Source organism: Pseudomonas sp. HN11 (genome assembly GCF_021390155.1).
In the GTDB taxonomy this organism is placed as follows: domain Bacteria; phylum Pseudomonadota; class Gammaproteobacteria; order Pseudomonadales; family Pseudomonadaceae; genus Aquipseudomonas.
Window position 1 is genome coordinate 3,254,687 of the sequence record NZ_CP089985.1, and the last position, 23,408, is coordinate 3,278,094.

Below are 23,408 nucleotides of genomic sequence, written 5' to 3' on the forward strand. Positions count from 1 at the left end.
GGTACACCTTTATTCCGAGCGAACAGATCCTCGACCGAGCGAAGGTCCGCTCGGCGTGCGTTGATCAGTCAGGTATCAGAGTCGGTCGAGCAGCAACCTTCGATTGGTCTCGATCATCTCGATTTCGGTGGAATACACCTCAACCACCAACCCATCGGGATCTTCGAAGTACACCGCAGTGCGGACGTTGTCCGGGCCATGGTGATAACCCGGGGCCGGACCATTGCCCTTGACCAGGGTAATAGTGTCGTCGGCAGCGACCTTGTCGGCGATGCGCCTGACATCCTCGGGCAGCGCCCGAATGCCGATGTGATAGCCCGCCGGGTAGGTAAAGTTGGCATTGCGCTCGATAAAAAAGTCGAAGCCATTCAACTCCATGACCACTTTGTGCGGTCCCAGGTTGTAGCAATAGCGCGCGCCGAAAATCTCGCGATAGAACGCCTGGGAGGCCTCCAGATCGCGGGTGAGGATATTGATATGGGCCAGTTGTGGCCGTTGGGATTGCTGGGCGGCGGCGGCGATGGACACCCCCTCCAGGGAGCGCCACATCTTGATCGCCGCGGTGAATTTGGAGAAACCGGCCAGCCAGTGCTTGACCGTTTCCAGGGACCCGTCCGCGCCATTGAGCGCAAGCCCATGGGGGTAGATGAAACACGCGGCGTCTTGCAGCAATGTCGCGTTCAGCGGTTCAGCAAACGGGTGGGCGGCCTTGCCTTCGTGCAGGCGAATGACGCTGACCGCCTTGTTGCGATAGACATCGGCCAATGCCTTGAGCCGAGCGTCCAGTGCATCAGGGCTATCAGCAGCTGACACAAGCAGGATGAGCCCGTCAGCCTCGGGTAACCGGGCACCTTCCACGGCCGTGCACAGTTCAAAGCCGGCGGTCTTGGCGCAGCTGTTCAACGACGCCAGAAACGCGCTCATCGGTGCCGCCGTATCAGCGGAGTACAGAGTGATAAATCGCAACATCAGCCTTCCCTCCTCTCGGCGCGTCGTCCGATCAGCAGGCTGTAGCGCCCGATAGGCTCTTGCACCACCTCGAAACCCTGGGCCGCCATCTGCTCGGCGAGCCAGCCGGTGGGGTGCAACTCGCCATGCACTGTATTGACCATCATGTGCAGGGAGAAATCCGCCGACAGGACCGGATGAATCTCATCGTCATCCAGGGTCATGCTCAGCACCAGCAGCGAACCGCCGTCATTCACAAGCTGCGCGGCCGAGCTCAGCAACGCACGGGTTTCTTCGCGAGTGAAATAGTGCAGGCAGTCATTGACCATCACCACATCTGCACGCTCGTCCTTGTAACGTGCCAGGTCCAGCAGATTGCGTTCCTTGAACGTGAGTCGCCCTGCCAACTGGTATTTCTCGATGGTGCTTTCAGCCGACTGGCGTGTAGCTGCCAAGTCCCAGATCTCCCCCTGGACCTGGGGGTGGCGGTGTGCGATTTCAGCGATATAGGTGCCATGCCCACCGGCCAGGTCGACGACTTTTTTCGCACTGTCGAAAACCGGCAATTCTTTGAGTACATCGACCATGGGTTGGCTGAAGCGCACCATCGCATCGTTAAAGGCATCGCGCGCGGCGATGTCGTGCTTGAAGCGATTTTCCTGTTGGAAATCCAAGGAGTCGGCGCTGCTGAGGATCTCCCCCAGGCGCGGCCAGTTTTGCCACTGCAAGCGCTGGTGGGCAATGATAGGGCCGATGAACTCGCCGCTGCTGCTGACCAGAAAACGCTGGGCCAGGGGCTGGTTGACGTAGGTATCCTGGTTTTTTTTCAACAGCCCCAGGGCAACCAGGCCATTGAGGAAAATTTTTGCCTTGTTGGTGACCCAACCCAGTTGTTGACTGATGGCGTGGGCAGTGGCGGATTGGGTTGTATGATCGAAGAGCTGTTGAGCTACCGCGAAGTGAAGGATGGCGGACTGTCGATACTGGTCGGAAAGTTTCACCAGGTCGACTACGCTGTTGAGGGCCGTGACCTCTTGGGCGTGCTCATAAATAGTTGTCGGTTTTTGCACAGTCATACTGATTCTCTTCCTTGGGTATTGTTATTTTCACTGACGTCGGCAAGTGTTCGGTACTTGGGCGCGACGCGTATTTAACGGTCCGGAGTCGTATGCAACTGAACGTGTAGCCAGTGGCTTTGAAAAGCTCGCTACCAGCCTAGCCCCAAGAATCATAAAAGCAAGCGCAGTCTTTTATAATTATTCGCTATCAATAAATAATTACTTATTCGATTTATTAAATATTTTCCTAGTCAATAAAAATGACTATGCTCATCCCCTCTCCCCTTACGCAATGGATGGCGCCAAAGGTCGACAAACTTCAGTGACGTGCTCACTCCCCATGGTTACGCGCAATTTATGACCTCCAGACCCACTGACGACACCCCGTCATCCACTGCTGATCGCATTCTGTTTTTGCTCAAAACCCGTGGCCCACTCAAAACCACCGAACTGGCTTCCCTGTTGGAGCTCACATTTGAAGCGGCCCGCCAGCAAATCCAGAAATTGCAGACATCAGAGCTGATCGTCGGTGTTTCGGCGCCCACCAAAGGCGCGGGGCGCCCCTCCTTGAAATGGGCACTCACCGACACCGCGCAAAACAAGTTTCCCGATTCCCACAGCGTGTTGACCCTGCACCTGATCGAGTCCATCGAGGGTGTGTTCGGCAGTGACGGTATCGAGAAAATCATCACCAGCATGGAAACCACCAATCGCCAGGAGTATGTCCAGGCCTGCTCGCAAGCTTCGACTTTGGAAGAAAAGGTCGGCATTCTGGTGCGTATTCGCGAGCTGGCTGGCTACATGGCGCATATGGAACCCGCAGGCAAAGGGTGGCTGCTCATCGAAAACCATTGCCCGATTTGTGCCGCGGCGCGTAAATGTCAGGGTTTCTGTCGCTCGGAGTTGCAAATATTTCGTGCAGCCATGGGCGATGACGCGAGTGTCGAGCGTTGCGAGCATTTGATCTCCGGCGACCGACGCTGCGTCTATAACATTCAGCCACTCACTTGAACTCACTGTTTCTTAACGCTTCAGCAGCCCTTAAAGGAATAAGGCATGACGCCAACCCTCGACTTGCTCGCCAGCCACCGCAGCGAACGCAGCTTCCACGCCACGCCCGTCAGTGACGAGCATCTGAACGCCATTTTGCGCGCGGGCCACCAAGCTCCGACCTCATTCAATGCCCAGCACATTTCGGTTGTTGTGGTGCGCGATGCGCAGACCCGTCAGCGCATCGCAGAGGTGGCTGGCGGCCAGCCCTGGATCGTAGCGGCGCCGGTATTTATCACCGTGGTGGTGGACTTTCACAAGACCGCAGTCGGCGCCGCACTCAACGGAAACGAACACCAGATCCAGCGTCATCTCGAAGGCATGATCGCCGCCAGCACCGACGGCGGTATCGTGCTCAGCACCATGATGGTCGCTGCACGCTCGCTGGGGTTAGGCGTAGTACCCGTCGGTGGTATTCGCGCCAACGCCCTGGAAATGATCAAGTTACTGGACCTTCCCCAGAATACCTTCGCCCTGTGCGGCATGGTCCTGGGGCACGTGCGTGTACCGGCGGCACAGAAGCCGCGACTGTCCATCGACACGTTTTGTCATTATGAGCGTTACACTACGGATGCGCTGGCGCCGGCCATTGTGGCTTACGACCAACATCTCATGCGTCATTGGCAGATCATCGGACGCGCTGATGGCCAGTCCTGGTCCAGTACCATCGGCCGCACCTACGCGCGTAATTACCGTGTCGACCTCAAGGCTCAATTGCTCACTAACGGTTTGTCTGCCGATTGAGCCTGTGTGCCCCCTTAACGACGCCGCCGATATCTGTGTTGTGCATAGGCCATTCTCAAACGTCATAATCCTGCGTTTGCCTACATGGTAATCTCACACACCTATCAGTAGGCATTGATCGTATGTCGACAATGGCCCCAACCAGGAAAGATCATGCCAAAAAAGTCCCACACCGCCCTGCGTCGTAGCTTCCGTGAATTGCTTGCAACGCCTGCGTGCGTTGAAACCGCCTCCGTCTTTGACCCGATGTCAGCGCGTATCGCCGCGGACTTGGGTTTCGAAGTCGGTATCCTCGGCGGCTCTGTTGCTTCGTTGCAGGTATTGGCCGCGCCCGATTTTGCGCTGATTACCCTGAGTGAGTTCGTTGAGCAGGCCACCCGTATTGGCCGTGTCGCCCAATTGCCGTTCATTGCCGACGCCGACCACGGCTACGGTAACGCGCTGAACGTGATGCGCACCGTTGAAGAACTTGAGCGTGCCGGTGTGGCCGCGTTGACGATTGAAGACACGCTGTTGCCTGCCCAATTCGGCCGCAAGTCCACCGACCTGATCTCTATTGAGGAAGGCATCGGCAAAGTCCGCGCTGCGCTGGAGGCTCGTGTTGATCCCGAGTTGTCGATCATTGCCCGGACCAATGCCGGCGTGTTGCCGACCGAAGCCGTCATCGAGCGAACCTTGGCGTATCAGAAAGCCGGCGCTGACGGGATCTGCATGGTGGGAGTGGCGGATTTCGAGCACTTGGAGAAGATCTCGGAGAACCTGACGGTGCCGCTGATGCTGGTGACCTATGGCAATCCCAAGTTGAATGATGCCAAGCGCCTGGCGAGTCTCGGCGTGCGCGTGGTGGTTGCCGGTCACGGTGCTTACTTTGCCGCGATCAAGGCGACGTACGACAGTCTGCGAGCCCAGCGCCAGTTGACCCACAGCACCGATAACCTCAGTGCCACTGAGCTGACGCACACTTACACCTTGCCGGAAAGCTACGTGGCGTGGGCGCAAGAGTTCATGGATGTAAAAGAGTAAAGCGCCCCGCTCCGCTTTCCTTGCATGCAAAAAGCGCCAACGCCCGGTTGCTTGCTGTAGATAGCCTTTGTGGTGAGGGACAAGCGCCCCTCACCACTGGGTTACGTCAGCCCACCCAACCCACTGCGGTCTTGGGAATGACTTCCGACTCGTCCAGCTTCGACGCAAACATGCTCACTGCCTCCACTGCATCACTGGTGCTGGTGCGAATCTGCAGGATCACCGAACCGGCCTGATCGGCCAGGCTGACGCCGCGTTGTGCGCCCTCCTGGGTGGCGTTCATGCTGGTCACTGCGTCACGGGTTTCCGAGAGGATCATGCCGATCATCTCGGCAATTTCCGCCGTCGAGCGGCTGGTGCGCCCGGCCAGTTGACGGACTTCATCGGCCACCACCGCAAAGCCGCGCCCTTGATCCCCGGCGCGTGCCGCTTCGATAGCGGCGTTGAGCGCCAACAGGTTGGTCTGGTCGGCGATACCGCGAATGGTGTTGACGATCGCAGTGATCTGCTCGGAACGATCGCCCAATTGCCCTACCAAACGCGCAGAAGCACCAATGTTGTCGGCGATGCGGCGCATTTCGCTGGCTGTCTCCTGGATCACCTGGGTGCCATGCTCGGCAAAGCGCTCGGTTTCGGCGGAGATATGATAGGCCCGCGACGCGCCACGGGAGTCCTCTTCGAACTTTTCCACGCGCTCGGTGATGTCGCTGGCGAACTTGACGATCTTGATCAGCTTGCCGTCGCCGTCATACACCGGGTTATAGCTGGCTTCCAGCCACACCACATGCCCATGCTTGCCCAGGCGCTTGAATTGGCCAGTGAAGAATTCGCCGTTGTTCAAGCGGCGCCAGAAGTCAGTGTATTCATGGCTGTTGATCAGCGTCGGCTCGCAAAACAGACGGTGATGTTTGCCTTTGATTTCCGCCAGGGTGTAACCCATCACGTTAAGGAAGTTTGCGTTGGCGTCCAGCACCTGGCCGCTCAAATCGAACTCGATGACCGCCATTGCGCGGTCAAGGGCCGTGAGTTTGCTGCGGGTGGCGGCCTCCTGCTCGACCTTCCCGGTCACGTCCAGCGCGTACTTGACCACCTTCAACACCTGGCCACGCTCATCCAGCACCGGGTTGTAACTGGCTTCGAGCCAGACGGTTTTGCCGTTGCCATCCACGCGCTTGAAAGTGCCGGAAACAAACTTGCCCGCTTTCAATTCACCCCAGAACTGGCTGTAGGCCGGACTGTTGGTCAGTGTTGCCGGGCAAAAATCGCGGTGGGTTTTACCGGCCAGTTGGCCGCTGCTGTAACCCAGGGTCTTGAGGAAATTGTCGTTGGCCCGCAGCACTGTGCCGTTGAGGTCGAATTCGACCACGGCCATGGAGCGTTCCAGTGCGGCGATCAGTCCTTTGTACTCGGTGACTTCGGCCGTCCTGGCCGACAGTTCTGTCTTGAGTGCTTTATTGAACATGGACGTACCCTCAGCCGTGCGGAAAACCCTGTGTCTTGAATGGCTATCGGCTGGGACATCCGCGACTTTACGCGCCCTGGAGGGATTATTTTCTGGCGTCAAATACTCGTGTAATCAGCGCTTTGCATCAAGCAAGGCCAAGCGCTCGCGCATGCCGGAACTGGCAGCCGGGCCGGCCTGCAACACGCACTGATCGAGCGGTACCTGCTGCCCGTCCGCACGGGCCAACATCGGCTGCACCGGCGCGCCTGTCGTACGTTCCACTAACGCCACATGAGTGCCCTCCTCGGCGTAATGCCGGTTGCCCCAGGCCAACAGCGACATCAACACCATGCGGAAATCCTCGCCCTTGGCCGTCGGTACATATTCATAGCGTGGCGGCCGCTCACTGTAGGCCCGGCGCTCCAGCATACCGGCCTCCATCAGGGCGTTCAGGCGACGTGTAAGCATATTGGGCGCGATGCCCAGGCTGCGGGAAAACTCATCGAAACGGCGCAGGCCCTGCAGCGCGTCGCGCATAATCAGAATGCTCCACCACTCCCCTACCCGTTCAAGGCTGCGGGCGATGGGACATTCGTCGCGGGTGAGGGATTTGCGTTGCATGGAGGGTTCCTTGAATCAGTGCCTATTTGCGTGACGCCATGTTACTTTCATGATGATAGTGACGTCCATAGGGTCTGTTCTCTCACCGCAACCGGAGTCGATTGATCATGAGTAAACGCATCGTTGTGACTGGCATGGGCGCGCTGACGCCGCTCGGCGCTGACGTGGAATCTACTTGGCAACGCCTGTTGGCCGGGCAGTCGGGCATTCGTCGTCTACCGGAAGAACTGATCGGGGACCTGGCCGTGAGCATCGGCGGCCAGGTGCAAAGCGTACAGCAGGACCCAGCAGCCGGGTTCGACCCCGACCGGCTGCTGGCAGTCAAGGAACAGCGCAAGATGGACCGCTTCATCCTGTTCGCCCTGGCGGCAGCGGATCAAGCCTTGAAGCAGGCCGGGTGGGCGCCAACCACACAGGAGCAGCAGGAACGCACGGCAACCATCATCGCTTCGGGCGTCGGCGGTTTCCCAGCGATTGCCGATGCGGTACGCACCACCGATAGCAAGGGCCCACGGCGGTTGTCGCCGTTCACCATCCCCTCCTTCCTGAGCAACATGGCCGCCGGGCATGTGTCGATCAACTATGGCTTGAAAGGTCCACTGGGCGCACCGGTGACCGCGTGTGCAGCTGGCGTGCAGGCTATCGGCGACGCGGCACGGATGATTCGTGCCGGTGAAGTGGATGTAGCGGTGTGCGGTGGCGCCGAAGCGGCGATCCATCGCGTCAGCCTGGCCGGGTTTGCGGCGGCGCGTGCGTTGTCCAGTGACTTCAATGACAGCCCGGCGCTGGCTTCGCGGCCATTCGACCAGGCGCGTGACGGCTTTGTCATGGGCGAAGGCGCCGGCATCCTGGTCATCGAAGAACTGGAGCACGCCCTGGCGCGCGGTGCACAGCCGATTGCCGAGTTGGTGGGCTATGGCACCAGTGCCGACGCCTATCACATGACCGCCGGCCCGGAAGACGGCGACGGTGCACGCCGGGCGATGCTGCAGGCTTTGCGTCAGGCCGGTATCGATGCAGGTCAGGTGCAGTACCTGAACGCCCATGCCACCTCGACCCCAGTGGGTGACAAAGGTGAATTGGCCGCTATCAGAACGGTCTTCGGTGTCAGCGGCAGCCCAGCGATCAGTTCGACCAAATCCGCCACCGGCCACTTGCTCGGGGCTGCGGGCGGTATCGAAGCGATCTTTACCGTACTCGCCCTGCGCGACCAGGTGGCCCCGGTCACCCTCAACCTGGAAAATCCCGACGCGCTCGCCGACGGCATGGACCTGCTGCGCGGCCAGGCCCGGCCGATGCCGATTGAATACGCCCTGTCCAACGGTTTCGGCTTTGGCGGCGTGAATGCCAGCGTGTTGTTCCGCCGCTGGGCGTAGTTTGCCCCTACCGTCATTTTCGGGGACCATGGCGCCTTTCTCAAACTGCCAACGAGAGGCGCCCATGGCCAACCACGACCTGCACTACACCCCGGATCCCGATACCGATTCGATCTCTTCTGATGTGATCGGCTTCAACGGCATCCTGGTGTCCACCCAGATCCCGACCCGCGCCGATGGCAGCCTGGAACTGGGCGATATCACCCTACAAAGCGAATGCACCCTGCAAGCCTTGAAAGTCGCCCTGGAAAAGGCCGGCAGCTCCATGGACCGGGTGATGCACCTGACCATTTATCTGACGGATATGGCCGATCGTGCAGCCTTCAACGAGGTCTACAAACGCTTCTTTGCCAAGCCCTGGCCCGTGCGTGCGGCGGTTGGGGTTGCCGCGTTGGCGGTAGACGGCATGCGTGTGGAAGTCACCGCGATGGCCGCTCAAGCCTGAGTGGGTGCCGGTCAGGCATTTCACAGCTACAATGCGCGCCTCAACCGTGACAAGCCTGACTAAAAAACTATGTCCTTGCCCAAGCATCACCTGGAATTGCTCAGCCCTGCCCGCGATGTCGCCATCGCGCGCGAGGCGATCCTGCATGGCGCCGACGCCGTGTACATTGGCGGCCCGAGCTTCGGTGCGCGCCATAACGCCTGCAACGACGTGAGCGATATCGCGTCCCTGGTGGAGTTCGCCCGCCGTTATCACGCGCGCGTCTTCACCACCATCAACACCATCCTGCATGACAACGAACTGGAGCCCGCGCGCAAGCTGATCCATCAGCTCTATGACGCCGGCGTTGATGCGTTGATCGTGCAAGACCTGGGCGTGATGGAGCTGGATATTCCGCCCATCGAGCTGCACGCCAGCACTCAGACCGACATTCGCACCCTGGGCCGCGCCAAGTTTCTCGACCAGGCCGGTTTCTCGCAATTGGTATTGGCCCGTGAGCTGAACCTGCAGGAAATCCGCGCCATCGCCGACGAAACCGATGCCGCCATCGAATTCTTCATCCACGGTGCCCTGTGCGTGGCGTTCTCCGGCCAGTGCAATATCTCTCACGCGCAGAACGGCCGCAGCGCCAACCGGGGTGATTGCTCCCAGGCCTGCCGTTTGCCGTACACCTTGAAAGATGACCAGGGCCGCGTCGTGGCCTTTGAAAAACACCTGCTGTCGATGAAAGACAACAACCAGAGCGCCAACATTCGCGCGCTGGTCGAAGCCGGCGTGCGTTCGTTCAAGATCGAAGGCCGCTACAAGGACATGGGCTACGTGAAGAACATCACCGCCTATTACCGCCAGCGCCTGGATGACGTGCTTGAAGACCGCCCGGACCTGGCTCGCGCGTCCAGCGGCCGCACCGCGCACTTCTTCCTGCCGGACCCGGAAAAAACCTTCCACCGCGGCAGCACCGACTATTTCGTCACCGACCGCAAGGTCGACATCGGTGCCTTCGACACCCCGACCTTCACTGGCCTGCCGGTGGGTGTGGTGGAAAAAGCCGGCAAGCGCGATCTGCAGGTGGTCACCCATGAGCCGCTGTCCAATGGCGACGGTTTGAATGTGCTGATCAAGCGCGAAGTGGTGGGTTTTCGCGCCAACATCGCCGAGCCTAAGGGTGAGTTCGAGGAAGGCGGCGAGAAGCGCTACCGCTACCGCGTTGAGCCGAATGAAATGCCGGCCGGTCTGCATCAACTGCGCCCGAACCACCCGTTGAACCGTAACCTGGACCACAACTGGCAACAAGCGCTGCTCAAGACTTCATCCGAGCGCCGTATCGGCTTGACCTGGGCCGCACGTCTGCGCGAAGCGCAGCTGGAAGTCACCGCCACCAGCGAAGAAGGCATCAGCGCCAGCGCCACCCTGCCCGGCCCATTCGGCGTGGCCAACAAACCGGAGCAGGCGCTGGATACCTTGCGCGACCTGCTCGGCCAACTGGGCACCACCGAATACCATGCGACGGACATCCAACTGGATGCGCCGCAGGCGTTCTTCATCCCCAACTCGCAGCTCAAGGCTTTGCGCCGCGAAGTGATCGAAGCGCTGACCGCCGCCCGTGTGGCCGCTCACCCGCGCGGTGGACGCAAAGCCGAAACCACCCCGCCGCCGGTCTACCCGGAAGCGCATCTGTCGTTCCTGGCCAACGTCTACAACCAGAAAGCCCGCGACTTCTACCACCGTCACGGGGTGAAGCTGATCGACGCCGCCTTCGAAGCCCACGAAGAAACCGGCGAAGTGCCGGTGATGATCACCAAGCACTGCCTGCGCTTCTCGTTCAACCTGTGCCCTAAACAGGCCAAGGGTGTCACGGGCGTGAAGACCAAGGTCGCACCGATGCAGTTGATCCACGGCGATGAAGTGCTGACCCTGAAGTTCGACTGCAAGCCGTGCGAGATGCACGTAGTGGGCAAGATCAAGGGGCATATCCTTGGCTTGCCGCAGCCGGGCAGCGCGGTGGAGCATTTCAACCCGGAGAATATTATTTTTCAGGGCACGCACTGAGCCCCAACGGTAGGAGCGAGCGTGCTTCCAAAAAATCGGTGCGCGCTTTACCGTTAGTGCGCCTTACGAGCGGCGTTGCTACTGCGAGCGGGGCGAGGCCATCTCCAGCCGCGCTGCAGGCCGGCAGCCGCCAGCAAAATCGCCGCTACCCCCAGCCATTGCAGCCAGCCCAGTCGGTGCCCGAAGGCAATCCAATCGACGAAGATCGCCGCGATCGGGTAGATAAACGACAGTGCACCGGTAATGGCCGTCGGCAATTTCTGGATCGCGCCGTACAGCAACACATACATCAAGCCGGTGTGTACTACGCCGAGCGTTACCAGTGCCGCCCAGGCACTCGGCGCAGCTGGCAGGCTGTTCCAGGACACTAAAGGCGCCAGCACCACCACCCCGGTTGCGACTTGGATCAATGCCATCAAATGTGGCGGCACCTCCTTCAGGCGCTTGATGATCAACGCCGCAGTCGCATACAGGAATGCCGCGCCCAGCGCCAACGTGATACCCACCAGGTAATCCCCGCCGCCGCTCTGTTGATTGCCATGAGCGGTAACAATTGCCAACATCCCCAGAAACGCCACGCTCAGCCATGCGAGTTTTTGCATAGTAATCTTTTCACCTAGGAACACCGCCGCCAGCATCACCAACATGAACGGCTGCACGTTGTACACCGCCGTGCTGATGGCAATCGACGCACGGGAATAGGATTCGAACAGCAGCAACCAGTTACCGACAATCGCGACGCCACTGAGCATCGCCAAGCCGAGCTTGGTCCAGGTCAGCAGGTCCAGTCGCAAGTACCCCAGCCATGCGCACACCAGTAACAGCGTCAGCCCGCCGATGACGCAGCGCCAGAACACGACTTCGATTATCGATACGCCAGACACCAGCACAAACCAGCCGATGGTGCCCGAAATCAGCATGGCGGCGACCATTTCCCACGACCCGCGACGGATGGATGTGTTCATGATTGAAGCTCCTCAAGTGAGGCTCAATTATGGCAATCTGCTCGGGAGCGGATCCAGCGCCTAAAAAAGGCAAAACCGCTGGATTGCCTTTACTTATTAGGTGGAAACCATGATTGATACCATCGACCAGCAACTTATCTCCGCCTTGATGGGCGACTCACGCCTGTCGCTAAAGGCTCTGGCGGGTATCACCGGGCTGTCTTCGCCCAGTGTCGGCGAACGTTTGCGTCGTCTCGAAGAGCGCGGCGTGCTGACCCACTACACCGTCGACATCGACCCCAGGCATTTCGGCTACCTGCTGCAAGCCATCGTGCGCATCCGCCCACTGCCCGGAAAATTGCAGGAAGTGGAGCGACAAATCCAGGCAATTCCCGAATTCACCGAATGCGACAAGGTGACCGGCGATGATTGCTTCATCGCGCGGCTGCATGTGCGCACCATGGATCACCTGGACAGCCTGTTGGATCGGATCAATGCCTATGCTGAAACCAACACTGCCATCATCAAGAAAACACCGGTCAAGCGGCGGTTACCGCCGTTGGCTGGTCCTTAAGCTATCGACTGAAGACAACCGGTCTATAGCTGATTTTTTGCATTACAACTTCTGGCACTCCATTTTGATTACTCCTCTTGAGTTGAATGTATGTACCGTCAGCTTTTTCAACGCGCTGAACCTTTTGTTTGAAGAGGCCCTGCGTTTTTTGAGTCGCGATGGTGTCGACGTCTTGATCGGATAAATTAGGAAGCACACCTTTGATTTCCTTAATCAGCATTTGACGGACGTTTTCCAGATTGGTAGATCCATGAGTGACGGTCACCGTCCCTTCATAGGCTTTTACCGGCTTCCCCACCGCCTGTTGAAATTCGCGCGCGAAGGAATTTTCTCCACCATCAGCTGAGTAACAAATCAATAGCCGAACGCTGTCAAATTTTGGGTCTGCCGGATCGACGCCTTTAGCTTTCAGATAGTTAACAAACTCAAGGGCTGTATATTCCTTGTTATTAATGATTGCCTTTGAAGGTCTTCCAAGCACCTTGTCGAAAAATCCGCGCTTAACCCCGTGCGCGACGATATTCAGGCGGTTTCCCTGTTTATAAGTATCCGTATATGTATGGACCTCTTCCCCCATCACATTCAGATTATTCATGGGGCCGCCCATTTGTACCGAGTACTCGTTTTCTGGCGTCGACAGAACCGGTTTTTCATCCACCGGTTTTTCTTCAAACTTTGGCCGAATTGGCCCCGGGCGTATCTCAGACGTTTGCGGCAGTATGTTTTTTCGTGCCGGGCTGTGAGGCTTCAGGCCTAATCCGTCACCCAGGTCGCGTGTTTCCTGAGTACTCAACGGCTCATTTCTGATGGCCTTGGCTAAAAGACCGCCCAACATCCGGGCCTGCCCGTAATAGGGCACAAATCCCTGAGCGACATCCCCTACGCCTTTCAAGACGCCGTCCATGGTTGCTTTGTCTACACCAAATACCTTGCCGATCTGATTGTTTTTATTCAAATCAAGCAGAAGCGCACTAAAGGGATTATCCAAATATCGCTCAATGGTGTCGGCCGCCGACTTGCTGATACCAAGAGCGTTCAACGCTTCACCGATGCCCTGAAAAGGGTGCTCGAGATGGTCCACCAACTCGTCAAACAAGCCGCGTAAATCGTCAGCGCCAACGTTTTTGCTGATTTCACGCTCCAGCGCGATGGCATATTCCTTTTGGCTCATAGGCGTGAGCGGGCGACTGCTATTGATGCCGTTCTGTAGAAAATAGAAATTCCCCTTATTGCCCTCCCCCAAAAGATTGCCGTAGGCGTCGTACTCGTACAGTACTTTTTCGCCGTCTGGACGCTGACCTGAATACAATGTGCGGCCTGTCTCTGTTTCTTTGACTTCTTGAAGATCGGTCAGGCCATTCACCGGTGCCGGAGGACTATTTATCTCTTTGTCCAATTGGTCAAAAATATTGCCCTGTACATGCATATAAGGTCCAACGATGGCATTGACATCGTCGTTGACATATCGCGTCATGACGTCTTTGATCCGCTGATCACGGATCGGTCCACCGCCTTCGGCAAAGTGGGCGGAAAATTTTTCCCATTGGTTGGGATTTGTGGCCACACCCTTGAGCCACGTGTTCATCTGCTCTTTGTTATCGAATGAAATGAAAGAGTTACCCTCTTGTTGCGGCATGAACAAGACGATATTCGGCCGGTTTGACTCAGCAGGAACCCGCTCCACGAAAATCATATCCTTGGACTGAATGCCATCTACCGCAAACGTTCTGACCTGCACTTTAGGTAAACCCGTTTTCCCGGGAAACAATACGGCATCGACCAGCTTCTCGGTCTCAACGTTGAGCGTGCCGCTCTTTATGTCCCTTGCCTTGGCGTCTGTGAACTTGTTCTCAGTGGTCTTCAGCGTGTAGTCGGAAGACTCTGACTCCCATTCCGGTTTTCCAGTTATTGGCGTTGGGGCATTGAGGCGGTTTGAAGCGGGGATCGAGCTGCTTTGCAGAGTCGTCATATCAGCTGATATTCCAGTATTTACGGAAGGGCTATCTCCAAGCAACGCAGTACTTTTATTGCGCTGCTTGTCATTCTCTGCGTGGCAGCTCCGTAAGAATTTGCTCCAACTGGACTTGTGACTAGTGATTACGATGAGCGACCCCTATGGCCTCTGGCGGATTAGTGATTTCATGTCATCAACGCAATGCCCAAATGACTATTTTTTGATGACTGGGCGATCTTTATCCTGGCTCCACTCTTTGGAACAACAGGTGGAAGACTCATGTACGTCATTACCGGCATCACAGGCAAAGTCGGCGGCGCCCTGGCGCGCAAGCTCATCAAGGAAGGCCAACCCGTTCGCGCCGTCATGCGCGATCCAGGCAACGCGGCTTACTGGAGTGATCTAGGCTGTGAAGTCGCGTTTGCGCAAATGGAGGACGCCCAGGCGCTGACCAACGCATTCAAGGACGCGACCGGCGTTTTCATCCTGCCGCCGCCAGGTTTCGACCCACAGCCCGGCTTTCCCGAAGCCCGCGCCGTGATCAGCGCGGTCAGCGAGGCACTCCAGGCCGCCGCACCGAAGAAAATACTGTGCCTGTCGACCATCGGCGCCCAGGCCGAGCAGGTCAACTTGCTGACCCAGCGGACCTTGATGGAACAAGCCCTCAGCGGCCTCGACATCCCGGTCACCTTCCTGCGCCCGGCGTGGTTCATGGAAAACTCGCTGTACGACGTGATCTCAGCCCGGGAAACCGGCGTGATCTACAGTTTTCTGCAACCGCTGGACAAAGCTGTGCCGATGATCGCCACGGCGGATATCGGCACGGTGGCGGCGCAGTTGCTGCAACAGGACTGGGCGGGCCATCGCGTGGTGGAGTTGGAGGGCCAATGGGTGAGCCCGAACGATATCGCCCGCACTCTGGCGAAGCTGCTGGAGCGCGACGTGCGCGCCGAGGTGGTTGAGCGCGATACCTGGGAAGCGCTGCTACGTTCGCAAGGTGCGCAGAACCCATTGCCACGCATGCGCATGGTAGATGGGTTCAATGAGGGTTGGATCTGTTTCGAGCACGACCAAGTATTACAGGGTACGACGGCCCTAGAGACCGTTCTGCGCGAGCTGATGAATAAATAAACAGACTGTGTGGGGCAAACAACCTTTCTTGTGGTGAGCGGGCTTGCCACAGGACGCCCGCTTAAGACGACATTCAGCCACGCTCGGTCAGGAGTGGAGCGTTTTTGCCGCCGCAAGCAAGCCTTGGAACTTGCGATAACGAGCTTCCAACGCGGCTTGCTGGGTGGCATCCGGTAAGTACCGCGCCTTTACCCGCATCCCCGCCTGCACCAGCTTCTCCCCCTGCCCGATCGACAGAAACCCCAGTTTCGCGGCCCCAATGCAGGCGCTCAACTCACTGCCGTGCAACGTGAAGATTTCCCGCTGCAGGATGTTGGCCAGCAACTGCGCCCAGTATTCACTGCGCGCACCGCCACCTACCAAGGCGCAAGCACCTACGCCGGCACCGGCCGACTGCACCGCGCGCAATGCGTCGAGCAAGCCAAATCCCACCCCTTCCATCACCGCATAACCGAGCATTGCGGGGGTGCAGTCGTGGCCCAGTCCCATAAAACCGCCGCGCAGCAAAGGATCGTTATGCGGCGTGCGTTCACCCGCCAGGTACGGCAAAAACAACGGCGTGGTCAGTGGCACCGGCTGCTTGATCGGCAGTTGTGCCTGCACTTGGTCCAATAACGTTTGCTCATCCTTCGCTCCGGTCAGCCGTGTGACCCAGCGCAGGCAACTGGCCCCCGCCAGCATCGCGCCCATGGTGTACCAACGATTGGGTAGCGCGTGGCAAAAGCTGTGCACGGCACTGGCCGGGTTGCCGGCGGCGTGGTCGGTAATTGCCACAATCGCTGCGCTGGTGCCGAGGGTGATGAATCCATCGCCTGCGTTGATCGCGCCGATACCGACGGCGGCCACCGGATTGTCGCCACCGCCGCCGGCAATCACAACGTCAGTCGATAGCCCTAGGTCAGTCGCCGTCAAACGTGCACTTGCTGCACCGCCCTCAATCAACCTGGGCATTTGTTCTGGCGCAAGGCCCGTAGCGCGCAGCATGGGGCTGAACCACTCACGGTGCGCCACATCCAGCCACAAGGTACCGGCGGCATCGGACATCTCGCTGATGCGCTCGCCACTCAAGCGCAAACGCAGGTAATCCTTGGGTGACAGTACACAGTCGATGGCCTTGAATACGTCAGGCTCATGCTGCTTGAGCCACAGCAGTTTGGGCGCCGTCAGCCCGGCCATCGGCAAACTGCCGGTGACGTCGGCAAACCCCGCTCCCAGCTGTTGCGCCTGAGCAATAGCTCGAGAGTCGTCCCACAGAATTGCCGGATACAACACGCGGTCGTCAGCCCCCAGCAGCACCGCACCGTGCATTTGCCCGGACAGACCAATACACGCCACGCGAGTAAACGCTGCATGCGCACGCAATTGAGCCAGCGCCTGCAAACATGCCTGCCACCACTCTTGCGGTGCCTGTTCGGACCAGCCACTGTGGCGCCGCGACACGCTCAAGCGTACCCCCGCATGGGCCAGTACTGTGCCGTCGAGGTCCAGCAGGATGGCCTTGAGTTCGGAGGTGCCAAGGTCGATGCCGAGGGAAACGGGACTGCTCATACGTCGTCATTCCAATCCAATACAGCCACATGAATTGCGCCATTGCAGGGTCGGGGCCAGGCGCACACTCTGGGTCGGCGCGCCGGGCGACGCCATGCGTTGCAACAACAGGTTCACCGCCCGGGCGCCCAGCGCCTGGACCGGCTGCGCGATCAGTGTCAGGCGTGGCACGAAAAAGTCGGCCCAGTCGAAGTCATCAAAACCTACCAGCGCCATCTGCGCCGGCACGTCGATCCGGGCATCACGCAGTGCATGCATGGCGCCGAGGGTCATCAGGTTGTTGCCGGCCATGATCGCGGTAGGTGGTGCTGCCAGTCTCAACAACTGCTCCGTGGCCTTGCGTGCGGGCTCGGTGCTGGAGCCGCCATGCACCAGCAGTTGCGGATCAAATGTCAGCCCCGCTGTATGCAACGCTGCGCGATAACCCGACACCCGCTCATCGGTGGTACTGAATCCCTCGCGCCCGGCGATAAAACCGATACGGCGGTGACCATGGGCGATCAGGTGTTGGATCAGCGCCTGGGTAGGTTGCGCGTTGTCTACCCCGACCTGGTCAAACTGTTCGCTCATCATACGGTCCACCAGTACCGCTGGAATCTCGTTGGCCCGCAGATACTCAAGCGCCTTGGAGCCATTCGAGGGCGCCAGCACAATCCCATCCACCCGCCGATGATGCAGCGCCGTGACCACCCGCAGCTCCTGCTCCGGGTCATCATGAGTGTCGACAAACAGCATCATGTAGCCGTGCTTGGCGCACTCGGTTTCAATCGCGTGCACGGTCTCGCTGAAGTAATGGTTGGACAGTGCCGAAATCGCCACGCCAATCGTGCTGGTGCTCGAACGGGCCAGCGCGCGTGCCAAGGTGTTGGGGATGTACCCCAACACCTGGATCGCCTGCTGCACCGCTTGCACCGTCGCCGGGCTGACTTTGCGGGTGCCGTTCAACACGTGGGACACCGTCGATGTCGACACCCCCGCCCTGCTTGCCACGTCATCCATGGTGACCACGGCGTTGTTCCTCTGGCTAGATCAATGTTTGCTCGACCACCCGCTGTACGTACCGACGTTGTCACGGGTAACCAGTTTTGGCGTGAGCAGGGTAACCGCTTCGGAAGGGGCTTTGTCGTTGAGGATGTCATTGCCTACATCGACCGCGGTCTGCGCCATGGCCCAAGGGTCCTGGCTGGCCGACGCCTGGATCTGCGTGTCGGTCTTCAGCGCATTCTCGATATCCGGCGCACCGTCCACCGAGGTGATCATGATGCCGCTGCGCTTGAGCTGCTTGGCCGCCAGGTCGCTGCCGATGGCTTGCGGGTCGTTGATCGCGAACAGGCCATCGATTTTCGGGAAGCGCGTGAGGTAACCCTGCATCACGTTCAGGCCACCTTCGCGAGAACCTTTGCCGTCCTGGTCGTCGGACAGCACCTTGATATCCGGCGCAGCGGCCAGCGCAGCCTTGCAGCCTTTGACGCGGTCGGTCACGGCGGTGACTTGCGGGCCGTTCTGGATGATCACATTACCCTTGCCCGAGAGCTTGTCCACCAGGTACTGGCAGGCCAGCTTGCCGGCTTCGACGTTGTCGGTCTGCACGGTCGCGTTCACACCCTTGGCGTCCACATCCACGGCGACTACGACGATGCCGGCGTCACGGGCTTTCTTGATCGCCGAGGCCATGGCGGACGGGTCGACGGCGTTGATCAGGATCAGATCAACCTTGGACGAGATGAAGTTATCGATCTGCGAGAACTGCTTGCTCAAGTCATAGTCGGCCGATACCGAAGTAACCTTGACGCTGGGGTTCAACGCCTTGGCCCGCGCGGTGGCGCCATCAGCCAGGGTCACGAAATACGGGTTGCCCAGCGAGCCCATGCTGATGCCGAGGGCCTTCAACTCACGGGCTTCAACGGCTTGGGACATCAGGGCTGCCAAGGCAATGACGGGAAAGATGCGTTTAAGGTTCATGCGGGTCTCTCTTGTGATTGTTGTAGGAGTGAAATCAAGTCCGCGCACCGGACTGGCGATAACGATCCAGCGCCACCGCGCCAATGATCACGATGCCCTTGATGATGTATTGCCAGATATCCGACACGCCCAACAGCACCAGGCCATTGGTCAGTACGGCGATGATCAGCGCACCAATCAACGTGCCGCCAATGGTGCCGACGCCGCCGGTAAAGCTGGTGCCGCCGAGGATCACTGCCGCAATCGCATCCAGCTCATAGGATTGCCCCAGTTGCAGGCCGTTGGCGGCGAACAGGCGCGAAGCGCTCATTACCGCACCCAGCCCGGCCAATGCGCCGGACATGGCGTAGACGAACAGCAGCACCTTCCACACCTTGATACCCGACAGCCGCGCGGCTTCCGGGTTGCCGCCCACCGAGTAGATCTGCACACCCATTACCGTGCGGCGCAGGATGAACCACGACAGCGCCACCACGGCCACGGCTATGATCACCAGCCAGGGTACACCGAGCACCGAGTCGTTTCCGATGAAGGCAAACGGCAGGTCCGGGTTGAATACCGTCTTGTCATCCGCCAGCAGCCGCGCCAAACCGCGCATGGCCGTCAGTGCGCCGAGGGTGACGATAAACGGCGGCAGGCGCATGAAAGCAATCAGTCCGCCATTGACCAAGCCCAACAACAACCCGAAACCGATACCGACGGCAATCCCGAACATACCGAACTGCGGCGACATAGACGCCTGCAACGCCACCACGGCCGACGCCGCGAGGATCGCGCCCACCGACAAGTCGATACCGGCGGTGAGGATCACAAAGGTCATGCCCGCCGCCAGCACCACGTTCACCGACGCCTGCTGGGTGATGATCGACAGGTTCTGCACCGTCAGAAAGTTCTCGCTGGCCAGGGCAAAACCCACCAGCAGCAGAATCAGCACGGGCAACATGCCGACCGTGCGCATCAACTCGCGTGCGCGTTCAGCTTTACCTATTGTTGCGATATTCAACTCAGCCATGGGCAACCACCTGATCGCCACCGGTGGCGAGGTCAATAATGCGTTCCTGGGAAATAGCCTGGCCGGAGGCGCCGCCGACTTCTGCGACCAACTGACCTTCGCGCATGATCAGCACGCGATCACAGGTGCCGATGATTTCCGGCAGCTCGCTGGAGATCACCACGATGCCGACGCCGGCCTGGGCCAATTGATTGATGATGCGGTAGATCTCGGACTTGGAGCCGATATCGACGCCGCGCGTGGGCTCGTCGAGAATCAGCACATGCGGTTTGACCTCCAGCAGCCGCGCCAGCAGCACCTTTTGCTGATTGCCGCCGGACAAGGCGCCGACATTGACTTTGCCCGACGCTACGCGAATCGACAGTGACTTGATCGCATCATTGGAGCGCTGCAAAGCATGGCCGCGATCCAGCACACCACCGGCATGCGCATCCGGCACACAGGCGCAGACGTTGATGTTGTCGGCCACGCTCATGTCCAGGAACAGGCCCTGGGCCTTGCGGTCTTCGGTCAGGTAGACGACGCCTGCGCGTATCGCATCCGCCGGGGTGCGAAGTTGAGTGACGGTCTTGCCGACTACTTCCAAGGTGCCCGAGGTGCGTGGGTCCGCTGCAAAAATCAGCCGCGCCAGCTCGGTGCGCCCTGCCCCAACCAACCCGGCAATGCCCAGCACTTCGCCGGCATGCAAGTCGAAACTGCAGTGGCGTACGCGCTTGCCGTCGGCCATGTCGCGCACGCGCATCACCACGTTGCCGGGGTTATACGCGGCGTGTTCCTTCTTGTAGAAACCTGACAGGTCGCGGCCCACCATCATTTTCACCAGCACTTCGGCCGACAGCGCGTCGCGGGTCAGCTCGCCGATGTATTGGCCGTCGCGCAGCACCGAGACGCGGTCCGATAACTCATAGATCTCGGCCATGCGGTGGCTGATATAGATGATCGCCAGGCCCTGGCTGCGCAGCTGTTTGATCAGTGCGAACAGGCGATCGGTCTCGCGGGATGACAAGGGCGTGGTCGGCTCGTCCATCACCAGGATCTTGGCGTGGGCATGCAGGGCGCGGGCGATTTCCACCAACTGGCGCTCGGCAATCGACAGGCTGCTGACCCGTGTGGCCGGGGTGAACTCGGCGCCGAGACGTTGCAGCACCTCGATGCACCCCGCCTCCATGCCCTTGCGATCGATGGTCCAGCCGCGCCGCAGTTCGCGGCCCAGGTAGATGTTCTCGGCCACACTCAGGTTGGGGCACAGGCTCAGTTCCTGGTAGATCACGGCGATGCCGAGGGTTTTCGCGGTGGCGGGGTCAAAACCGGTGACAGGCTCACCGGCAATGCGGATTTCACCGCCGGGGTCGGCTTGATAAGCGCCGGAGAGGATTTTCATCAGCGTGGACTTGCCGGCGCCGTTCTCCCCCATCAAGGCGTGGATTTCGCCGGGATAGACCTTCAGGCCGACATTCTTGAGCACGCGCAAACCGTTGAAGGTTTTGCTGATGCCCTGCATCTCAAGCAAGGGTTCAAGGCTCATGAATGAGCTCCTGGAATTATTATTTTTGTAGTCGAGTGGCCTGACTCTAATTCAGATACATTTGCTTACGCAAGCGCTTGCGCCGACCTTTTGTCGACTGGTGAAACGTTTCATCATGCTTAATTGCGAAAACCGTTGTTTTTTACCTGAAGGTATCCATTCGAAGGTAGTTAGCCTTAGGTCCGCAATCGCGCGCCGAAAAAATCGTCGAGTTCAAGCGGCAGAAAACCCCGCTCAAAGCTGGCGCAAAGACGCCGGTGCGACCAGATCCAAGGTTACCTGTTCAGCCGGCCATTGCCGGTGCCCCCCTTGAACGGCTACTGCTGGAGCGCTCGGAAACTCCGTGAAATCTCCTCGCGCAGGCACTCGATCAGTCCACGGTGGGTCGCGCTCAGGTGCTCGGCACCGCTGACCAATGCCAGTTCCGAAGGCAGTACTGGCGGCAGCTCGGTGCAGATGCGATGGCTGGGCAGTACGGCACTTTTCGGCAGGATACTGATGCCCAACCCTGACGTGACCGCTGCCTGGATGCCGGTGAGGCTGTGGCTGCCAAACGCCACACGCCAACTGCGCCGGGCCTTGTCCAAGGTACGAATGGCGCGCTGGCGGTAGATGCAGCCTTGAGGGAACAGTGCCAGGGGCAACGTGTCGACCTGCAGATCCAGGTCCTCGCTGCACACCCACGCCAACGGCTCCGGCCAACTGGCGTGGCATTCGCCGCTGCCGGCTTCGCGCTTGACCAGGGCGATATCGATTTCACCGCTTTCCAGTTGCCGGCGCAGGTCGGTGCTCATGCCGCTGACGGTTTCCAGGCGCGCTTCGGGACAGGCGCGGACAAAAACCGAGAGCATCGAGGCCATGCGCGTGGCGTCGAAATCTTCGGGGACGCCCAGGCGCACCGGCACCAAGCTGGCCTCGGTGTTCAGGGCATCACGGGCTTCCTGGGACAGGTTCAACAGCCGTCGGGCGTAATGGGTCAGCAGCTCACCCTGTTCGGTGGGGCTGACTTGCTGACCGGAACGATCCCGTATCAGCAGCACCTGCCCCACGCTCTCTTCGAGCTTGCGAATCTGTTGGCTCACGGTGGATTGGGTGCGATGAACCCGCTCGGCGGCGCGCGTGAAGCTGCCTTCGTCCACTACGCAGACCAGGGTTTGCAAGAGTTCGAGATCAAACATGACAGCGACCTTCATATCGACAATTCAAATGTCATGCAGAGACTAATTTAATTTCCAACTGACCACCAGGTTTCCTAAGCTCTGACACTCGTTCACTCTTTGTTGGAGGCGCCCCATGCCGCTCGAACAATCCCCTCGTCCGCTGTGGCTGACTTTTGATTGCTACGGCACCCTCATTCAATGGGATGAAGGCCTGCGTGCCGCCGTCGACCGGATCCTTGAGGAAAAAGGCGAACATCAGGTCGACCGCGAAACCTTGATCGGCGTGTATGATCACCATGAGCACGCCCTTGAACAAACCCCACCGCACCGCAGCTTTCGCACCCTGGCGGGATTGGGTTTGCAACTCGCGTTGAAGGAACTGGGCTTACCCGCCAATGAGCACGATGGTGCGATTCTGACCGACAGCATCAGCGCCATGCCACCGTTCCCCGAAGTAGTCAGCACGCTCAAGCAATTGAAGGACCTGGACTACAAACTGTGCATCGTCTCCAACACCGACGATGACGTGATCGCAGGCAACGTGGCGCAATTGGGTGGCTACATCGACCGGGTGATCACCGCCCAGCAGGCTGGCGCCTACAAGCCCAATCGTCGCCTGTTCGACTATGCCCACGAACAGCTGGGCGTGAGCCTCGATGAGGTGGTGCACATCTGTGCCAGCCCGCACCTGGACCATGCCGCCGCGCGGGATATTGGTTTTCGCTGCGTATGGATCGACCGGGGTACTGGTCGCCGATTACTCGCCGACTACACTCCCGACGCCATCCTGCCAACCCTCAATGGCGTGCCTGGACTGTTCAAGTCCCTGGGCTGGTGAAC

General features: G+C 59.2%; 21 protein-coding genes and 1 pseudogene. 9 read left to right on the forward strand and 13 right to left on the reverse strand.

From position 1 onward, the window contains the following. Nucleotides 1–75: 75 nt before the first annotated feature. Together LVW35_RS14815 and LVW35_RS14820 are read right to left on the reverse strand one after the other, a co-directional pair. Nucleotides 76–969, reverse strand: a complete 894-nt coding sequence (locus tag LVW35_RS14815; RefSeq protein WP_233890839.1) for a VOC family protein — start codon at nucleotides 967–969, stop codon at nucleotides 76–78. Continuing rightward, a complete protein-coding gene (locus LVW35_RS14820; protein WP_233890840.1) occupies nucleotides 969–2,024 on the reverse strand; it encodes a methyltransferase in 1,056 nt (351 codons plus the stop codon). Before LVW35_RS14820 ends, LVW35_RS14815 begins: the two co-directional genes overlap by 1 nt. Nucleotides 2,025–2,363: 339 nt before the next feature. Here LVW35_RS14820 and LVW35_RS14825 point away from each other — a divergent pair, with 339 nt between their 5' ends. The 3 genes from LVW35_RS14825 (at nucleotide 2,364) to LVW35_RS14835 (ending at nucleotide 4,823) form a co-directional block, all read left to right on the forward strand. Continuing rightward, nucleotides 2,364–3,017: a helix-turn-helix transcriptional regulator gene (locus tag LVW35_RS14825; protein WP_233890841.1), complete on the forward strand. Its 654-nt coding sequence runs from the start codon at nucleotides 2,364–2,366 to the stop codon at nucleotides 3,015–3,017. Between the two features lie 45 nt (nucleotides 3,018–3,062). Then, the gene (locus LVW35_RS14830) at nucleotides 3,063–3,800 is read left to right on the forward strand and encodes a nitroreductase family protein (RefSeq protein ID WP_233890842.1); all 738 of its coding nucleotides are present in this window, start codon (nucleotides 3,063–3,065) and stop codon (nucleotides 3,798–3,800) included. A 153-nt stretch (nucleotides 3,801–3,953) separates the two neighbouring features. Continuing rightward, nucleotides 3,954–4,823, forward strand: a complete 870-nt coding sequence (locus LVW35_RS14835; protein ID WP_233890843.1) for an isocitrate lyase/PEP mutase family protein — start codon at nucleotides 3,954–3,956, stop codon at nucleotides 4,821–4,823. Between the two features lie 106 nt (nucleotides 4,824–4,929). Here LVW35_RS14835 and LVW35_RS29210 read toward each other — a convergent pair whose 3' ends face one another. The 3 genes and pseudogenes from LVW35_RS29210 to LVW35_RS14845 all read right to left on the reverse strand — a co-directional run bounded on the left by LVW35_RS29210 (nucleotide 4,930) and on the right by LVW35_RS14845 (nucleotide 6,888). Then, on the reverse strand, nucleotides 4,930–5,514 hold the full coding sequence (locus LVW35_RS29210; RefSeq protein ID WP_442799685.1) for a methyl-accepting chemotaxis protein: 585 nt from the start codon (nucleotides 5,512–5,514) through the stop codon (nucleotides 4,930–4,932). Nucleotides 5,515–5,517: 3 nt separating this feature from the next. Further along, nucleotides 5,518–6,285 (reverse strand): annotated as a pseudogene (locus tag LVW35_RS29215) (PAS domain-containing protein); the annotation flags it as partial. 114 nt (nucleotides 6,286–6,399) lie between these two features. Then, on the reverse strand, nucleotides 6,400–6,888 hold the full coding sequence (locus tag LVW35_RS14845) for a winged helix-turn-helix transcriptional regulator (RefSeq protein ID WP_233890845.1): 489 nt from the start codon (nucleotides 6,886–6,888) through the stop codon (nucleotides 6,400–6,402). 107 nt (nucleotides 6,889–6,995) lie between these two features. Between LVW35_RS14845 and fabF the strand changes: the two genes are divergently transcribed. The 3 genes from fabF to LVW35_RS14860 all read left to right on the forward strand — a co-directional run bounded on the left by fabF (nucleotide 6,996) and on the right by LVW35_RS14860 (nucleotide 10,758). Further along, nucleotides 6,996–8,264, forward strand: coding sequence for a beta-ketoacyl-ACP synthase II (gene fabF, locus LVW35_RS14850; RefSeq protein ID WP_233890846.1), 1,269 nt, complete (start codon nucleotides 6,996–6,998; stop codon nucleotides 8,262–8,264). Between the two features lie 64 nt (nucleotides 8,265–8,328). Continuing rightward, nucleotides 8,329–8,709: a RidA family protein gene (locus LVW35_RS14855; protein WP_177061843.1), complete on the forward strand. Its 381-nt coding sequence runs from the start codon at nucleotides 8,329–8,331 to the stop codon at nucleotides 8,707–8,709. A gap of 69 nt (nucleotides 8,710–8,778) precedes the next feature. After that, entirely contained in the window at nucleotides 8,779–10,758 is a 1,980-nt protein-coding gene (locus tag LVW35_RS14860) for a peptidase U32 family protein (RefSeq protein ID WP_233890847.1), read from the forward strand. A gap of 53 nt (nucleotides 10,759–10,811) precedes the next feature. Here the strand turns inward: LVW35_RS14860 and LVW35_RS14865 are convergent, their stop codons facing one another. Beyond that, the gene (locus LVW35_RS14865; RefSeq protein WP_233890848.1) at nucleotides 10,812–11,723 is read right to left on the reverse strand and encodes a DMT family transporter; all 912 of its coding nucleotides are present in this window, start codon (nucleotides 11,721–11,723) and stop codon (nucleotides 10,812–10,814) included. Between the two features lie 109 nt (nucleotides 11,724–11,832). Between LVW35_RS14865 and LVW35_RS14870 the strand changes: the two genes are divergently transcribed. Beyond that, complete coding sequence (locus LVW35_RS14870) at nucleotides 11,833–12,276, forward strand: Lrp/AsnC family transcriptional regulator (RefSeq protein WP_233890849.1); 444 nt, start codon at nucleotides 11,833–11,835, stop codon at nucleotides 12,274–12,276. A gap of 1 nt (nucleotide 12,277) precedes the next feature. On the opposite strand, the gene LVW35_RS14875 is transcribed toward LVW35_RS14870, so the two are convergent. Then, nucleotides 12,278–14,245 carry a dermonecrotic toxin domain-containing protein gene (locus tag LVW35_RS14875; protein WP_233890850.1) on the reverse strand — a complete coding sequence of 656 codons (1,968 nt, stop codon included), beginning with the start codon at nucleotides 14,243–14,245 and terminating at the stop codon, nucleotides 12,278–12,280. A gap of 264 nt (nucleotides 14,246–14,509) precedes the next feature. Between LVW35_RS14875 and LVW35_RS14880 the strand changes: the two genes are divergently transcribed. Beyond that, nucleotides 14,510–15,361, forward strand: coding sequence for an NmrA family NAD(P)-binding protein (locus LVW35_RS14880; protein WP_233890851.1), 852 nt, complete (start codon nucleotides 14,510–14,512; stop codon nucleotides 15,359–15,361). Nucleotides 15,362–15,448: 87 nt separating this feature from the next. On the opposite strand, the gene xylB is transcribed toward LVW35_RS14880, so the two are convergent. From xylB to LVW35_RS14910, 6 genes are all read right to left on the reverse strand, one after another. Further along, complete coding sequence (gene xylB, locus LVW35_RS14885) at nucleotides 15,449–16,909, reverse strand: xylulokinase (protein ID WP_233890852.1); 1,461 nt, start codon at nucleotides 16,907–16,909, stop codon at nucleotides 15,449–15,451. Between the two features lie 6 nt (nucleotides 16,910–16,915). After that, nucleotides 16,916–17,917, reverse strand: a complete 1,002-nt coding sequence (locus LVW35_RS14890; protein ID WP_233890853.1) for a LacI family DNA-binding transcriptional regulator — start codon at nucleotides 17,915–17,917, stop codon at nucleotides 16,916–16,918. Between the two features lie 21 nt (nucleotides 17,918–17,938). Continuing rightward, nucleotides 17,939–18,871 carry an ABC transporter substrate-binding protein gene (locus LVW35_RS14895; RefSeq protein ID WP_233890854.1) on the reverse strand — a complete coding sequence of 311 codons (933 nt, stop codon included), beginning with the start codon at nucleotides 18,869–18,871 and terminating at the stop codon, nucleotides 17,939–17,941. A gap of 34 nt (nucleotides 18,872–18,905) precedes the next feature. Next, nucleotides 18,906–19,883 carry an ABC transporter permease subunit gene (locus tag LVW35_RS14900; RefSeq protein WP_233890855.1) on the reverse strand — a complete coding sequence of 326 codons (978 nt, stop codon included), beginning with the start codon at nucleotides 19,881–19,883 and terminating at the stop codon, nucleotides 18,906–18,908. Beyond that, entirely contained in the window at nucleotides 19,876–21,408 is a 1,533-nt protein-coding gene (locus LVW35_RS14905) for a sugar ABC transporter ATP-binding protein (protein ID WP_233890856.1), read from the reverse strand. Before LVW35_RS14905 ends, LVW35_RS14900 begins: the two co-directional genes overlap by 8 nt. 317 nt (nucleotides 21,409–21,725) lie before the next feature. Next, complete coding sequence (locus LVW35_RS14910) at nucleotides 21,726–22,586, reverse strand: LysR family transcriptional regulator (RefSeq protein WP_233890857.1); 861 nt, start codon at nucleotides 22,584–22,586, stop codon at nucleotides 21,726–21,728. A 115-nt stretch (nucleotides 22,587–22,701) separates the two neighbouring features. Between LVW35_RS14910 and LVW35_RS14915 the strand changes: the two genes are divergently transcribed. Next, nucleotides 22,702–23,406 (forward strand): haloacid dehalogenase type II, encoded by a 705-nt coding sequence (locus tag LVW35_RS14915; RefSeq protein WP_233890858.1) that lies wholly within the window; start codon nucleotides 22,702–22,704, stop codon nucleotides 23,404–23,406. The last annotated feature ends 2 nt before the right edge of the window (nucleotides 23,407–23,408 follow it).

Bases quoted from the DNA above. Each gene is read 5' to 3' on its own strand.
- LVW35_RS14815 (WP_233890839.1), bottom strand. From the start codon at position 969: ATGTTGCGATTTATCACTCTGTACTCCGCTGATACGGCGGCACCGATG.
- LVW35_RS14820 (WP_233890840.1), bottom strand. From the start codon at position 2,024: ATGACTGTGCAAAAACCGACAACTATTTATGAGCACGCCCAAGAGGTC.
- LVW35_RS14825 (WP_233890841.1), top strand. From the start codon at position 2,364: ATGACCTCCAGACCCACTGACGACACCCCGTCATCCACTGCTGATCGC.
- LVW35_RS14830 (WP_233890842.1), top strand. From the start codon at position 3,063: ATGACGCCAACCCTCGACTTGCTCGCCAGCCACCGCAGCGAACGCAGC.
- LVW35_RS14835 (WP_233890843.1), top strand. From the start codon at position 3,954: ATGCCAAAAAAGTCCCACACCGCCCTGCGTCGTAGCTTCCGTGAATTG.
- LVW35_RS14845 (WP_233890845.1), bottom strand. From the start codon at position 6,888: ATGCAACGCAAATCCCTCACCCGCGACGAATGTCCCATCGCCCGCAGC.
- fabF (WP_233890846.1), top strand. From the start codon at position 6,996: ATGAGTAAACGCATCGTTGTGACTGGCATGGGCGCGCTGACGCCGCTC.
- LVW35_RS14855 (WP_177061843.1), top strand. From the start codon at position 8,329: ATGGCCAACCACGACCTGCACTACACCCCGGATCCCGATACCGATTCG.
- LVW35_RS14860 (WP_233890847.1), top strand. From the start codon at position 8,779: ATGTCCTTGCCCAAGCATCACCTGGAATTGCTCAGCCCTGCCCGCGAT.
- LVW35_RS14865 (WP_233890848.1), bottom strand. From the start codon at position 11,723: ATGAACACATCCATCCGTCGCGGGTCGTGGGAAATGGTCGCCGCCATG.
- LVW35_RS14870 (WP_233890849.1), top strand. From the start codon at position 11,833: ATGATTGATACCATCGACCAGCAACTTATCTCCGCCTTGATGGGCGAC.
- LVW35_RS14875 (WP_233890850.1), bottom strand. From the start codon at position 14,245: ATGACGACTCTGCAAAGCAGCTCGATCCCCGCTTCAAACCGCCTCAAT.
- LVW35_RS14880 (WP_233890851.1), top strand. From the start codon at position 14,510: ATGTACGTCATTACCGGCATCACAGGCAAAGTCGGCGGCGCCCTGGCG.
- xylB (WP_233890852.1), bottom strand. From the start codon at position 16,909: ATGAGCAGTCCCGTTTCCCTCGGCATCGACCTTGGCACCTCCGAACTC.
- LVW35_RS14895 (WP_233890854.1), bottom strand. From the start codon at position 18,871: ATGAACCTTAAACGCATCTTTCCCGTCATTGCCTTGGCAGCCCTGATG.
- LVW35_RS14900 (WP_233890855.1), bottom strand. From the start codon at position 19,883: ATGGCTGAGTTGAATATCGCAACAATAGGTAAAGCTGAACGCGCACGC.
- LVW35_RS14905 (WP_233890856.1), bottom strand. From the start codon at position 21,408: ATGAGCCTTGAACCCTTGCTTGAGATGCAGGGCATCAGCAAAACCTTC.
- LVW35_RS14910 (WP_233890857.1), bottom strand. From the start codon at position 22,586: ATGTTTGATCTCGAACTCTTGCAAACCCTGGTCTGCGTAGTGGACGAA.
- LVW35_RS14915 (WP_233890858.1), top strand. From the start codon at position 22,702: ATGCCGCTCGAACAATCCCCTCGTCCGCTGTGGCTGACTTTTGATTGC.